Annotated in this window: 8 protein-coding genes and 1 pseudogene; 3 read left to right on the top strand and 6 right to left on the bottom strand. The window is 49.7% G+C overall.

Annotated features, from left to right (window positions below):
- Both IK012_RS03160 and IK012_RS03155 read right to left on the bottom strand, forming a co-directional pair.
- Positions 1 to 186: pseudogene (locus tag IK012_RS03160) on the bottom strand (sodium:alanine symporter family protein); the annotation flags it as partial.
- 333 nt (positions 187 to 519) lie between these two features.
- The gene (locus IK012_RS03155; RefSeq protein ID WP_290950374.1) at positions 520 to 1,098 is read right to left on the bottom strand and encodes an ORF6N domain-containing protein; all 579 of its coding nucleotides are present in this window, start codon (positions 1,096 to 1,098) and stop codon (positions 520 to 522) included.
- Positions 1,099 to 2,005: 907 nt separating this feature from the next.
- Here IK012_RS03155 and dcm point away from each other — a divergent pair.
- Together dcm and IK012_RS03145 are read left to right on the top strand one after the other, a co-directional pair.
- A complete protein-coding gene (gene dcm, locus IK012_RS03150) occupies positions 2,006 to 4,417 on the top strand; it encodes a DNA (cytosine-5-)-methyltransferase (RefSeq protein ID WP_290950370.1) in 2,412 nt (803 codons plus the stop codon).
- The gene (locus tag IK012_RS03145; RefSeq protein WP_290950366.1) at positions 4,414 to 5,721 is read left to right on the top strand and encodes an HNH endonuclease; all 1,308 of its coding nucleotides are present in this window, start codon (positions 4,414 to 4,416) and stop codon (positions 5,719 to 5,721) included. Before dcm ends, IK012_RS03145 begins: the two co-directional genes overlap by 4 nt.
- An 83-nt stretch (positions 5,722 to 5,804) precedes the next feature.
- Here the strand turns inward: IK012_RS03145 and IK012_RS03140 are convergent, their stop codons facing one another.
- Entirely contained in the window at positions 5,805 to 6,098 is a 294-nt protein-coding gene (locus tag IK012_RS03140) for a hypothetical protein (protein WP_290950364.1), read from the bottom strand.
- A gap of 601 nt (positions 6,099 to 6,699) precedes the next feature.
- Here IK012_RS03140 and IK012_RS03135 point away from each other — a divergent pair.
- On the top strand, positions 6,700 to 9,024 hold the full coding sequence (locus IK012_RS03135) for an NADP-dependent malic enzyme (protein ID WP_290950361.1): 2,325 nt from the start codon (positions 6,700 to 6,702) through the stop codon (positions 9,022 to 9,024).
- Between the two features lie 289 nt (positions 9,025 to 9,313).
- Here IK012_RS03135 and IK012_RS03130 read toward each other — a convergent pair whose 3' ends face one another.
- The 3 genes from IK012_RS03130 to IK012_RS03120 all read right to left on the bottom strand — a co-directional run bounded on the left by IK012_RS03130 (position 9,314) and on the right by IK012_RS03120 (position 14,886).
- Entirely contained in the window at positions 9,314 to 11,500 is a 2,187-nt protein-coding gene (locus tag IK012_RS03130) for a glycoside hydrolase family 5 protein (protein ID WP_290950358.1), read from the bottom strand.
- A 200-nt stretch (positions 11,501 to 11,700) separates the two neighbouring features.
- Positions 11,701 to 13,953: an excinuclease ABC subunit UvrB gene (gene uvrB / locus IK012_RS03125; protein ID WP_290950355.1), complete on the bottom strand. Its 2,253-nt coding sequence runs from the start codon at positions 13,951 to 13,953 to the stop codon at positions 11,701 to 11,703.
- Positions 13,954 to 13,965: 12 nt separating this feature from the next.
- Positions 13,966 to 14,886, bottom strand: a complete 921-nt coding sequence (locus IK012_RS03120) for a glycosyltransferase family 2 protein (RefSeq protein ID WP_290950352.1) — start codon at positions 14,884 to 14,886, stop codon at positions 13,966 to 13,968.
- Between the last annotated feature and the right edge of the window lie 124 nt (positions 14,887 to 15,010).

The raw sequence follows: 15,010 nt of genomic DNA, 5'->3' as shown, positions 1-15,010 counted from the left end.
CGAGACTTCGCCTTCGCCTTCCTTTTCGCTGTGGAGCATGTAGCGCAGCGCGTTGCCGAGGTTCGTCACCTGCAGAACGCCGAGGCGGCTGGTGAGCAAAATGCCCACGAACAGGACGATGCCGATGAGGGGGATTCCCCATACGTAGCCGTCGATGGTATCGAGAAAAGCGTTGAAGGCTTCCATTTTTACTCCCTTTTTTTATCGGTGCTCGCGGGAACAAACTGCCGCGAGACGTGCTAAGTCTTTGATAGACAAAAAGATAAGAAAAATTCGGGAGATGGCCGGGTCTGCGCCTGTTTTTTGCCGGAAAAAGTGCTATAAAGAGGTGGTGGGGGGAAGTCTCCCCCTGCGCTTCAGCCCCGCTCGGGTCGAGAGCCTGCCCCGGACTTGTTCCGGGGCGCATCCCTACTGCGGGGCTCAGACGCCGCCCCGCAACGCCCGGGCTTGCAAAAGAACCTATCGTGCATTCCATAGCTTGGCAATACTTGCATCCTCACCACATTGCGCTTTACCGCCTCAATCGGATTGGTTGTCTTGCCGCTTCACTCGTTTAACGGAATGTTTTATCTTGCCTATGATAAAGTTCAATTCGAGAGAAGACTCTGTTTCCGTTGTTTCTAAATCGGGCATAACGATGTTTGTCAGAATATCTCCGAATTGCTGCATTTTTGAATGTTTTTCCTCGTTATTACCTTCTTTGTGAAGTTCCACAAGCTCTTTTTTTAGTTCTCGAACAGCCGCAAAAGTCTCGATGATGGCAAAGGTCGTGTTGATCGCCGACTTGCTTTTCAGGATTGTCGCAAGCATATATAGCCCTTTTTCTGTGAAGGCGTAAGGTAAAGACCTGCTTTTTGTCGAATAATTTGTGGACGAAATTTTCGTCCGCAAAATTTCAACCTCGTCCTTTGACAATTGAAACATGTATGTTGAAGGAAACTTGTCAGGATTATTCCTGACGGCTTCGTTGATACGCTTTGTCTCTACGCCGTATAATGAGGCGACATCGGCATCTAAAATGATTTTTTGATTTCGAACAGAAATAATTCTGCCAGCCACATTCCGCATTAAAGCCGGAAACTGATTTTCGTTGTTCATCTTTCGCTCCTTCCGCCTACATGCATAAAAAGGCGGGGTAATTCGTTCTCCGAGCAAATATACATTCCTTGGCTGTCATATTATGACAATCGGCGAAAATTGTAAAAAAAAGGCGTTTTTGAGGTGAGTCGACCCCCGCAGGCGGTCAAAATCGGCTTTTTTTTCGACTTTTGTTGGGTGGCGTCGTTCTGGCGACACCTTTTGACAGCGGAATAATCTATATTTCAAGACAAATAGAGTTTTTGCTCTTGTTCTCCTCTTGAAAACTAGACACTTTCATGGTTGCGGAGAATAAGGCGAACGCTCACGTCTGCGACAGGCTTGGCTTGCCGCATCGTTTTGCTACATGGTTTATTGTTTTTTTTTGACAATAGACCTGGTTGCATGCGGCCTTTTGGGGCGTGAGTTGTTTGTACTTATTGTAACCGGGCAGTCTAGGCCTTCAAGAGGTAAGTGCAGGCAACTTCACGCCTTTTTTGTATCCAGAAAAATGCATGGAAGTGCCTGTAAGAATGGGAGCGAATGCTTGTTGAGTATCGCTCTTGTTCTTCTCTTGAAAACTAGACACTTTCACGGTTATAAGAATAAGACAATTACTCGCTACCGCCCGTGAAGGCCACGGGTGTATTGTATCCTGGGCATATTGTATCTGCTCGGGATGGTTGTGCCTTTGTAAGGTCCCTAAGGTCGGTATAAGATCCCTGAGCTTGTTGAAGGGCCGAACCACCGAAGGGCCGAACGATTGCGCATGTCGCGGGCTATTGTATTCTTTTTGAAAATGTCGCGCTTTTGGGCGAGGAGTGGCAATGCTCCCCGCCTATTCTTTTGCCCGCTAAGCGGCTCCTGAAATCAGGCTCGGCGCATGGCTCCTGCGAGAGTGAACTCGTTCACTTTCAACATGGAGCGAATGGTGCCCAAGAAAAGAACATACATTAGCTTGTTTAGCAGTGCAGGTGTTGGTTGTTACGGATTTCATCTTAACGATTTTGAATGTGTCGCGACAAACGAAATTCTTCCAGAACGCCTGAATGTTCAAAAATATAACCACAAGTGCAAATATGAAAGTGGATATATTGGGGGGGACATTACATCGGTAGAAACAAAAGAATTGCTTTATTCGCAAATAACGAAATGGAAAGAAGAAGAGAATCTTAAACAAGTGGATGTAATCTTTGCAACTCCGCCTTGTCAGGGAATGAGTACAGCTAACTATAAGAAAAAGAACGAAAAACCTCGAAATTCATTAGTTGTTGAAGCGATAAAAATAATAAAAGATGTTTTGCCCAAGGTTTTTGTTTTCGAAAATGTTCGTGCGTTCATGAAAACAACATGCAAAGACCTTTCGGGCGAAGATATGCCTATAGGTGAAAGCATAACTAAAAACTTGTCCGAGTTTTACAATATTGAATACAAGGTTATCAATTTTAAAGAATATGGTATACCCTCTAGCCGTCCAAGAACTATCGTTATTGGAACTAGTAAAAAAATGCGAAATGTTTCTCCATTGAATTTATTTCCCATAAGGCAGACGGAAATAACCTTAAGACAAGTTATTGGAAATCTTCGCCCTTTAAAATACGGGGAGAGGGATCCAGAGGATATATATCATTTCTTTCGTGAATATCCTCGTCATATGCAAAGTTGGATTTCTGAATTGAAAGAGGGGCAAAGTGCGTTTGAAAATGAGGATCCGAATAGAAGACCCTTTCAGTTGAATAAGTCTGGGGAAAAAGTTGCCAATAAAGGCGCTTATATGGGAAATAAATATCGGCGGCTTTTTTGGGACAAACCGTGCGCTTGTATTGCCACTCGTAATGATCAATTAGCAAGCCAAGATACGATTCATCCAAGAGACAATCGAGTTTTGAGCATTCGTGAATTAATGCGCCTTATGACTATTCCTGACGATTTCCAATGGTCATCTACGTCGTTAAACAAGATTAAAGACCCTGAACTTTTTTTAAAAGACAATGAATTGAATATTCGTCGCTGTATTGGTGAGGCGGTTCCGACAGGAATTGTTGCTCAAATAGCACAAAACATCAATACAATGCTTGAATTTGAGGAATTCGTTGCAGAATATGATACTAAACAGTTGGATTTGTACCTGAAAGACAATAAACTGCTCAAAAATTTTTATATCGACACCTATCTCAAGGAAAAGATGATTGTTGATGCAAAAGAACGGGGTTCTTTTTATACTAGTCAACGTGTTGTATACGAAAGTATTCGAAAAATAAAGATAGAATCGCCAATTATTCGGATTTTAGAACCCGCAGTTGGTCTTGGAGCTTTCATTCCTCAACTGACAACACTTTTTTCAAATGCCGAAAAGATAATCATAGATTGTGTTGAGATTGATGCGGAAACGATAAAGTCATTACAAGAATCATTGAAGAAAATAAAACTAGGCGTTAATGTCGAACTGAATATATTCAATGCGGATTTTTTGACTTTCCCGTTGCAGGAAAAATACGATTTAGTTGTCACCAATCCGCCGTATGGAAAGACAAAAGAAAAGTATCCTCTTTTGACCAATGGTGCTCATAGGACTTCGAATCTATTTGCCCTATTCCTTCTTAAGATTTATAATGTCGCAACTGAGATTGTTTGTGTCATTCCCAAAAATTTTGCGATAGCAGACGAGTTTTTCTCTGTACGTAAGACTTATGAAACCTATCCTATAGTGAGAATCTGTGATTTTGGAGTTAAGTTTTTTGAAAAAGTATTTGTTGAAATAATCTCAATTCATTTTTCAAAAAAATATTCCGCAAATACGGAAATTACGGACTTTATTAATGACAAAAAGTATGAAAAACCTCAGGGATACATTTACCATGAGAAGCTTTGGCTGCTTTACAGGGATGCGTGGTTTGATAATTATATCAAAACTCTGCGGTTAGGAGTTTTCGATTTCTTTAGAGACAGGTCAATAACAAATGCCGCTCTTTCTGATTCTGGAAGAATACGAGTTCTACGTTCAAAAAACATACAGGATGATGGTTCGATAGTCTGCAAGCCGGGTTATGATAAGTTTGTTGATAATGTTTCTTGTTTTGCTGTCGGAACGTATCTTAATTCGAATGCTGTTATTATGCCGAACTTTACCTACAATACCCGTGCAGCAATCCTTCCTAGAAATACGATTCCAAATGGAAGTATCGTCATTTTAATTCCTCAAAAAAACTTGAAAAAAATAGATCTCCGTCTTTATGCTACACCGAGTTTTAGAAAATATTATGCCATTGTGAAAAGTTATTCGAAATTCACACTCAACATTGACGACTGTTCAGTTTATTATATAGGGGTGAAAAAATGAGATTTAATCAAAAAATTGTTGAGACAATTCTTACAAAATGCAAAGGGCTTTCTCTAAAAAAGCAGGTAAAACGAGAGGAGGGGAGATTCCTTGCTGACAAATCATATGGATTTGATACAATGTTTTTTGTGTCCCGCTTTATACAGAGATATCGATTTGGAAATATTTATAGGAGAGATAAAAGGGAACTTGAAAACGAATATATAAGAGACTTGTTCTGCCTTAGGGATGCAGCACAGGTAGGTAATTACTTTACGGAAGCCTTGGCTCTTTTGCGATTTGTAAATGCGATGAAATGTGACTCACCGGATGTTTACGAAATTGTTGATAATGACGTTTTGGATATATACAGTTCAAGTTTTGAAAATGCGTATATATTCCATTATTTACTTGTTTATTCAATATTTAATGAACATGATTTGTGGAATAATTATTTAAGTTTTTGTTCTGCGCCTACTTTAGCAGCAAAGCAGTACCAATATGAATCTTATCGAAAAAAATATGCGGCAATTGATGCTCGAGTAAAGGACCCAAATGCGTTGTGGTCTATGTTCACCCCCAAATATCCAATTGTTGTGTTAAACTATGCTAATAGAATGAATATGGTTACCCGAACGGGGAATGTAACTGAAAATATAGTTTCTAGAACCGATATTGCACTGAACGTCCAAGGAAGTAGAGCTAATCAAGAACTTCCCAAAAAGAATGCATATCTAGATAATATGTCTGAATCCTATATTATAGAAACATTGCGTCCCTACTTAGCTGTGAAAATGCCTGAATATAAGCAAGTTGATGATTACTTGGACAGTTTTTCAATTAGCGTTGCTGATACAAAATTGGATATGCTTGATGCAAAACAAGGTATTGTTCGTGAGAGAAAATCTCAAGGAGAATTATACAAATTTGTAGGAGGAAATAAAGTACGTACTGTTCAAGGGGAATTTAGAAATGGTCTTTTGCAAAAGACTCCTCATCAATGCCCAATTTGTGGTTTTGCTTACGAAAATTTTCTTATCGCTAGCCATATCAAACCATATGCGAAATGCGACGACACATATGATGCGATGAATCCCAATAACGGGTTGCTGATGTGCCCTGTTTGTGATAAATTGTTTGAAAATTCAAACTATATGACAATAAATCCAGAAACGGGAAAAGTTGAATATATAGAGGATATCAAAAACGAGAAGGAATTTCTTTATTTGCATGAAAAAAAGATTGCATATGATTATATAGATTGCGAAAGACGCCATTATTTGAAGTGGCATTATAAAAACTTTAAAGAAAAACACAATTTGTAATTCGTATGTTTTTTAAGAAAGGGGATGCCTCTAACATCAATTGGCCAAAAATTTTGACCGGTTGGATGCGAAAAGGCCTTTAATCATTTGTCAATGGTGCATTGCCTTTCGATATCGTCTTGTTGAATGACGACCGCTTTTGTAAAGTCAATGCCAGGAATGCCTTTCTTTTCTTCGGAAGTTCTGCCAGAAGTTTTGAATACAAAAGCGTAGGGGTGCCTAATGTTTGTACGAAATGGAATGGCGAATGTTTTTCCGCAGCATTCAATGATGAGTGACAGGTAAGGTCGTCCGGTTTTGTTGACTAGAATTTCTTTATGGTCTTTGTGTTGCTCAAAAAACGATTTTTTTAGAAAGACAGTTTGTGCGAGCTTCATGTTTTATTTCCTTTAAACAAAAAAAAAAGCCGTATTTCATATTAAATGAAATACGGCTCATCCTAGACCTTTCTTTTTTATCTTAGGTGGGCTGGTCTGCCACCCTGTCATTGATTGACCTTTCTTTTTTATCTTAGGTGGGCTGGTCTGCCACCCTGTCATTGATTGACCTTTCTTTTTTATCTTAGGTGGATTGGTCTGCCACCCTGTCATCAAGAAATAATATACAATAATCATCTAGGAAAGTCAATAGAGTTTTTCCCCTTGCATTCGCGTTAGGGATAGTTACACGCTAGTGCCGAGACTCGCGTAGCGAGGCTCGGTGAGCCTTGCAGGGCAAGGCGAGTATAGCCCGACCCGGCGACCTTCAAAACAACTGGGGTCTGGATCCTTCGACTTCGCCCTATGGGCTTCGCTCAGGATGACACATGCGAGCCGGGGAACGCCCAACTATTGTTTTCTTGAAAAAGAAGGGTGTTTTTTTGCTCCAAATGGGCGAAAAATGGCCAATTTGTGCACCCTTGGCCTTTTGTAAACTTTTTTCTATATTTGGCGCCGAAAAATGAAGCTCCGCGCGGTTATCCGGCGGAAAGGAGCCAAGATGAGTAAGGATTTGAAGGAAAAAGCCCTCGAATACCACGCCATGGGCAAACCCGGCAAAATCGAAATCGTGCCGACCAAGCCGCACAGCACACAGACGGACTTGGGACTCGCTTACACTCCGGGCGTAGCCGCCCCCTGCTTGGAAATCGAGAAGGACAACAATCTCGCTTACGAATACACGGGCAAGGGAAACCTGGTCGCGGTGATTTCGAACGGTACCGCGGTGCTCGGCCTCGGTGACATCGGCGCGCTCGCGGGCAAGCCGGTGATGGAAGGCAAGGCGCTCCTGTTCAAGATTTACGCTGGCATCGACGTGTTCGACATCGAAATCAACGAGAAGGATCCGAAGAAGTTCATCGAGATTGTGAAGGGTATCGCCCCGACGTTCGGCGGTATCAACCTCGAAGATATCAAGGCTCCGGAATGCTTTGAAATCGAAGACACGCTGAAGGCCGAACTCGACATCCCCGTGATGCACGACGACCAGCACGGTACGGCCATCATTTCTTCTGCGGGTTTGCTCAACGCCATCGAAGTGGCGGGCAAGAGCATCCGTGACGTGAAGATGGTGGTGAACGGTGCGGGTGCTGCCGCTTGCGCCTGCACGCGACTCTACCTGTCGTTGGGTCTCAAGAAGGAAAACTTGGTGATGTGCGACAGCAAGGGCGTTATTCGCAAGGACCGCAAGGGCCTTACCGAAGCGAAGGCCTTCTTTGCGACCGACCGCACCGATATCGAGACGCTCGAAGACGCCATGAAGGGCGCCGACGTGTTCGTGGGTCTTTCGAAGGGTAACATCCTTACCCGCGAAATGGTCCGCAGCATGGCCGATCAGCCGATCGTCTTCGCGCTCGCGAACCCGACTCCCGAAATCAGTTACGAAGAGGCCATGGCGAGCCGCGGCGACTTGATTTTTGCGACGGGCCGCAGCGACTACCCGAACCAGGTGAACAACGTCATCGGTTTCCCCTACATTTTCCGTGGCGCCCTCGACGTGCGCGCGACCTGCATCAACGAACACATGAAGCATGCCGCTGTCCGCGCCATTGCGACGCTCGCCCACAAGCCGGTTCCGGATGTGGTGAATATCGCCTACAACGCCCAGCGTTTTACGTTCGGCAAGGAATACTTGATTCCGAAGCCCTTGGATCCGCGCCTGCTCACGGAAGTCTCTATCGCTGTCGCGAAGGCCGCTATCGAAAGTGGCGTGGCCCGCAAGCCCATTACCGATTGGGACGCCTACTACGACAAGCTCCGTGACATGATGGGTTACGACAACAAGCTCATCCGTCAGTTCAGCGATACCGCCCGCAGCAACCCGAAGCGCGTGGTGTTTGCCGAAGGCGGAAACCTCAACATGCTCAAGGCCGCCGTCCAGGCGAAGGTCGAAGGTATTGCGCACCCGATTCTGTTGGGCAACGCTGAACGCATCCAGATGATGGCGCAGAAGGAACAGCTCGACCTTACGGGGATCAAGATTGTGAACCCGCGTTCGCCGGAAGAATTCGAACGCCGCCGCAAGTACGCCGAAATCTATGCCGAAGAGAACGGCCGCAACGGCGTGACCTTCGAAGAGGCCCGTGACGACATGTTCGAACCGAACCATTACGGCATGATGATGGTGAAGCTCGGGGATGCCGACGCACTCATTACCGGCGGTTACTCCAAGTACTCCGAGACCATCGAACTCGCGAAGGAAATCATCGGCATCCGCGAGGAATACAAGCACTTCGGTGCCATGCACATCCTCAGCACCCGCAAGGGCACGTTCTTCTTGGCCGACACTCTCGTGAACCGCGACCCCGATGCCGAAACGCTCGTGGATATCGCGAAACTCACGCACGACGCAGTGCGCTTCTTCGCTCACGAACCGGTGATGGCGATGCTCAGCTATGCGAACTTCGGTTCTGACAAGGAATCCGCCCGCGGTACGGCCAACAAGGCCCGCGACGCCGTGAAGATGATTCACGAACAGTTCCCGGACTACGTGCTCGACGGCGAAATGCAGGTGAACGTGGCGCTCGACAAGGAATTGCGCGACACGAAGTACCCCTTCAACAAGCTCAAGGGCCAGACGGTCAACACGCTCATCTTCCCGTGCCTCTCTTCTGCGAACACCACTTGCAAGATGCTCCTCGAGATGGGCGTGGGCGAATCCATCGGTCCCGTGCAGATGGGCCTGAACAAGCCGGTGCACTTCACCGACTCCGACGCCTCCGTGCACGATATCTTCAACCTGACTGTCGCCGCCGTCATCGACGCGATTGTCCAGGAAAAGAAGGACGAAGAGAAGAGCCGCAAGAAGTACGACAAGATGTGGTAAGGACTGCGTCTTAATTTCAGCATCCAATACGACGAACTAGCGGTATCCCGTGAGCCGTAAGCGCCTCATCTTAATGAGGCGTGGCGGCGAGAGCACTTTGACCACTTGGCGCTTTAGCGCTTATGTGGTCATGGTCCCCCTTGCGGGGAGAGTGAGAAACCGGAGGTTCAGCACCCAATACGACGAACGAGCGGTATTAAATATCCCCCGCGGCGAATGCCGCGGGGGACTTCCACACACCCTTAGGTGTGTTCCCCGGCAGAGACACCTCAGCAGTGCCGGGTATTTTTTACTTCAGCATAATCTTCTGCACGAGCTGCTGGCTGCCCTGCCTTACGACGAGCATTGCGGGGCCGCGGTAGTCGCTCATGAGTTCCACGCGGTTCATGCCCCTGTTCGCGGTGAAGTTCTTCTGCGAGATCACCTGACCCATGCTGTTCATGAGCGTCGCCTTCGCCGGAGCGTTCTTCGAAGCGCTGAACGAGGCGGTTACCATGCCGGGCCTTACGTTCACGAGCATCTTGGAGGAGCTTGCGACGCGGACTGCCTTGATGGCGTCGGATCCGCTGAGGGGGACGATCTTGCCGGTGGCGATACCTTCGAGCTGCGGTTTCTTGTCGAAATCGTCGATAATCTCGGTGGTGCCGTCGGCCTTGATGCCCTTGATGTAGTCGATAGTGATGGTGCCGGTGACCTGCGTTCCGTAGAGGTTCAGGCCGATGGCGTTCGCTTCATTGAGGCCCGTGGGTTCGGTGCGGAAGTCTTCCCACTTGATTTGGAATGTCTGGAACGTGGTGGCGTCGAGTTCCTGGTCGGCCTGCTGCAACACGTTGGCGTCGAACCATGCCCAACTTCCGCCGGTCATCATGAACAGGTCCATGGAGGTCCAGCCGTATTCGGAACATTCCTTTTTCGGATCGGTGCTGGTGCAGCCACCCGCCGTCTCGACGGAACCCTTCATGCGGATTTCAAGGCCCACGTACTTGGAAAGGTCCTTGCTGTCGTTGGAGAGGTTGATGCGGAGCGTTCCCGTTTCGCTGGAGTCGGTGGTCTTGGTCGCGTAGGTCACGAGCACGCCCTTGCCGTTTCCGGTTTCGGGGACTTCATTTTCCTTGACCAGGCTGTCGAGATTGCTCTGGTTGTTGCCTTCCTGTCCGTAGGCCTTCTGCAAGGCGTTCAACACATCCGGGTCGAGAATGCTGTAGGTGCCCTTCTGGCGGGTAATGATGGTCATGTTGCCGTCGTCTTCGGCGCCGGTATCCCAGACGTAGGGGACGATGCCGTTGGCCTTCGCGTTCTTGGCGACTTCACCATAGAAGAGGGCGCGGCCCTGCAAGTGGAGTTTGAGGTTCGCGGCGTCGGTAATCTGGCCCGTGCGTTTGATGGCGCCGAGTTCACCGATAATCACGGGGATGCCCTTGTCGCAGAACATGGTTTTCAGTTCGCCGAAGGCCTTCTTGATCTGGTTCGGGGTGCCGAGAGCGTTGTTGTCGATGCTGTTGCTGTACACGTTCCAGCCCATGTTGTGGGTTTTGTCCGTGGTGCTGGCGAGACCTGTGTAATAGTAGTATTGCGTTCCCCATTCTTCGTCCTTGTTCAACAAGGAATACTGATACGGGTAGTAATGCACTTCGGCCATCATGTAGCCGCTGCCCGCCGGGTCGGTGGGGAAGTTCTGGCTCAGCATGGGAGCCATGTCCATTTCGGTACGCGGAGCCTGCACGATAAGGGTGCGGGTGGCGTTGTTGCCGCCGGCGCTACGCACGGAGGTGATGAAGGCGTCGTAGTAGCTCTTCAGAACCTGCATGCGGGTGTTGTCGAATTCCCACTGGGTGCCGTTCCACGGGTCGTTCACGCCCGGTTCGTTGGCGCCAGCAAAGAGGAGGTGCTCGTCGTAGTCCTTGAAGTAGGTGGCGATCTGTGTCCAGAAGGCGGCCTGGCGTGCCTTGGTGGTGGCTGCGCTGTTGGCGATGTTGTTTGCGCCGCTGCGGGGGCTTGCTGCGACACCGTCATATACGCGGTCTTCGAGCCAGCCTTCGTCCCAATGGGAGTTCAGCACTACGTACATGCCTTCGGCGATAATCATGTCCACCACGTCTTTCACCTGCTTGAGCCAGGCGGCGTTGATGGTGGGGTTGGTAAAGTCGCTTGCCTTGCCTACGTGGGTGTAGGCATCGTTGTCGGCTGTGCCGCCGTTAGCTTCGATATCCTTGGCGAGGGCGTCGGAGTGGGAGTACCAGGCACAGGGAATGCGCACGGTGTTGAAACCGGCAGCCTTGATGGCCTTGATGTAGGCGGCGGTCGGGAGAGGGTTGCCCCAGGCGGTGGGGTTTTCGGGCACTTCCATGGTGTTGCCGATGTTGTAGCCCATGCCCATGGGTTCTACTAGGGCGGATGCCTTGGGTAGGGCGAACGCGCTCGTTGTTGCGAGCAGTGCTGTGCCACAGGCGATTCCAAACATTCCAATACGCTTCATTATAGCTCCTTGCGGTTGCGTTTTTATGAAAATAGATTTGCAGGGAGTTTATACGAGCGAAAATGTGGGTGCGCCCGATATTAGCGTTTTTATATGTACAACAGACGTAAATGTAAGTTTACAAAAAGTGGCGGGAAAAACTGGTAATTTGCCGGTGTTTTGCTGGATTTTGTACATTTTCCTGTGATTTACGTCACAAATCAAGCGTCCATGCTGCGGATGATGTCGCGCAGGCGGGCTGCTTCCTCGAAATCGAGGCGAGCGGCAGCTTCTTTCATTTGGCGTTCTAGGTCTTCGAGTTTTGACGATGCGGAGGCTCGCTGGAGCAGTTCGGCGTTTTCGGCGCGCTTTGAAGTGCTCGGGCCGTATGTCATCCCCGCGGATGCGGGGATCGGCTTTTTCTTTCCAGAACCTTTTCTTTTCGTCTTGCTCGAGGGCTGCAGCGGTTCCATCGGGCGGATGCCGAGGTTCTCTGAGCCTGTCGAAGGTTCGTCTTCCCAGTCCTCGTCGACGGAATCGTCACCGATGTCACCGAGCGGGTCGTTGATCCTCAAGTCGTCTTCGAGCTTGCGGGTTACGGATTTCGGCGTGATGCCGTGTTCCTTGTTGAATTCTTCCTGCACGCTGCGGCGGCGGGCGGTTTCGGTGACTGCCTTTTCCAGACTGTCGGTCATGTTGTCGGCGAACAGGAGTACGGTGCCGTTCACGTTGCGGCTCGCGCGTCCCATCGTCTGGATGAGGCTGCGGTAGTTGCGCAAGAAGCCTTCCTTGTCGGCATCGAGAATTGCGACCATGCTCACTTCGGGCAGGTCGAGGCCTTCGCGCAGCAGGTTGATGCCCACGAGCACGTCGAATTCGCCGGTGCGGAGTCCGCGAATCAGTTCGTGGCGTTCCAGAGTCTTGATGTCGCTGTGCAGGTAGCGCGCGCGGATGCCCGCTTCCACGAAAAAGTCGGTGAGGTCCTGAGCCATCTTCTTGGTGAGCGTCGTGACCAGCACTCGGTCGCCGTTCTTGACGACTTCCTCGATGCGGTACAGGAGCACGTCCATCTGGCCCTTGATGGGAAACATCTCGATTTTTGGGTCCAGAAGTCCGGTCGGCCTGTTAATTTGTTCGGTAACTACGCCGCCTGTCTTTTTCAGTTCGTAATCGCCGGGGGTGGCGCTCACAAAGAGCACCTGCTTTGGGTACATGAACTCGAATTCGGCGAAGTTCATCGGGCGGTTGTCGAGTGCGCAGGGGAGGCGGAACCCGTACTGCACAAGAGTCGTCTTGCGGGATTTGTCGCCTTCGGCCATGCCGCCCACCTGCGGGATGCTCACGTGCGATTCGTCGACCATCAAGAGCCAGTCGTCGCCGAAGTAGTCGATAAGCGTGAACGGGCGCGTACCCGGTGCGCGGTTTTCGATAATGCGGGAGTAGTTCTCGATGCCGCTGCACATGCCGGTCTCGCGGATCATTTCCATGTCGTAGCGGGTGCGGCTCGAAAGGCGGGCCGATTCCAGCACTTTGCCTTCCTTGTCGAGTTCCGCAAGGCGCTCGGTCAGTTCCACCTGCATGCGCTGCAGGATTCCCGCGCGGCCTTCTTCTTTAGTGACGAAGTGCTTTGCCGGGGCGACCGTCATCTCGTTCAGTTCCTGCGTGACTTCGCCGGTGACGATGTTGAAACGGCAGAGCCTGTCGACTTCGTCGCCGAAAAGTTCGATGCGGAGGCCCTCTTCGTCGTAGCTCGGGTGAATTTCTATCACGTCGCCGTGCACGCGGAAGGAACCGCGTTCCAGGCTGAAGTCGTTTCTCGTGTATTGAATTCGCACGAGGTCGTGCAGAATCTTGTCGCGGTCGTAGATTTCGCCCTTCTGGATACGCACCATCAGGTCAAAGTATTCGCTCGGGCTTCCCAAACCGTAGATGCAGCTTACCGAGGCTACGATAATCACGTCGCGGCGGGTCAGCAAATTTGCTGTGGCGCGCAGGCGGAGCTTGTCGATTTCATCGTTGATGCTTGCGTCTTTTTCGATAAAGGTATCTGTGTGCGGGATGTAGGCTTCGGGCTGGAAGTAGTCGTAGTAGCTTACGAAGTATTCCACCGCGTTGTGCGGGAAGAACGCCTTGAATTCTTGGTAGAGCTGCGCCGCGAGCGTCTTGTTGTGCGTGAGGATGAGCGTGGGCTTGCCGACGTTCTTGATGACGTTCGCCATCGTGAAGGTCTTGCCCGAACCGGTCACGCCGAGGAGCGTCTGGAACTGTTCGCCGTGCTTGAAACCTTCGGTGAGTTCTTCGATGGCTTTCGGCTGGTCGCCCGCAGCACCGTAGGGGCTAACGAGTTCAAAGTTCGCGCGTGTCGGCGACTGGAACTGCTTCAGGTGACCGGGTAAACTCTTTTCGGGCGGTAGCGGTTTCGCTATCGGTTTGGCATACGGGTCCGGAGTGATTGTCTTGCGTGCTCGGGCCATGAAAGCCTTGGGCTAGCGTTGTTTTCCCTTGTCCTCGATGTAGAGCGGACGCTGCTTGACTTCGTCGTAGATTCGCCCGATGTATTCACCGAGAATGCCGATGGTCATGAGCTGCACGCCAGCGAAGAACACGATGGCGGTCATGAGCGAAGCCCAGCCCGGAACTGTAGTCGCGGGGCTGAGGAACTTTTCGAGAATGGACCATACGAGTACGCCGAGGCCTACGACGGTCGCTATGACACCCATGTAGAAACTGACCTTGAGCGGTGCGGAACTGAAACCGGTAATGCCGTCGAAGGCGAGGCGCATCATCTTCTTGAGCGGGTACTTCGATGTACCGGCGGTGCGTTCGGCGCGGTCGTACTTGACGCCGATCTTCTTGAAGCCTACCCAGCAGACGAGCCCGCGCAAGAAGCGGCTCCTTTCGGGGAGGTTCTTGAGCTGGTCCACCACGCAGCGGTCCATGAGGCGGAAGTCGCCGGTGTCGGGCGGAATCTCGATGCTCGTGAGCTTGCCTATAAGGCGGTAGAAGCAGAATGCGGTAAAGCGTTTGAAAATCGTTTCGCCCTTGCGCTTGTTCCTCTGGGCGTAAACGACCTGGTAGCCTTCGTGCCACTTTTCGAGCATTTCGTGGATGAGGCTCGGAGGATCCTGCAGGTCACCATCGATAATCACGACGGCGTCGCCTGCCGCATGGTCGAGACCCGCGCTGAATGCGGCCTGGTGCCCGAAATTGCGGCTGAAGTTGATAATCTTGTTGTTCGGGTTTCCCGGAAGGAGTCCTTCGAGGATTTCGCGCGTCTTGTCCTTGGAACCGTCGTTCACGAAAATGAGTTCGTGTTCGATGTCCTTGAGTTCTTCCTCCAGGACGCGGTATGTTTCGGCAACAATTTCTTCTTCGTTAAAGACAGGTATGATTACGGATAAGAGCATGCGATTAATATAGAAAAAGAGTTATTAGTCAATAGTTACTGCTCGATAGTTGCTAGTCAATAGTCACTAGTTACTAGTTGTTTGTTTAAATAATCGTGGCTACGCCGCCAAACTATAAACTAGC

Source organism: Fibrobacter sp., from assembly GCF_017551775.1.
In the GTDB taxonomy this organism is placed as follows: domain Bacteria; phylum Fibrobacterota; class Fibrobacteria; order Fibrobacterales; family Fibrobacteraceae; genus Fibrobacter.
Note: the sequence above shows the minus strand (reverse complement) of the source record. Positions and strands in the feature narration are given on the sequence as shown.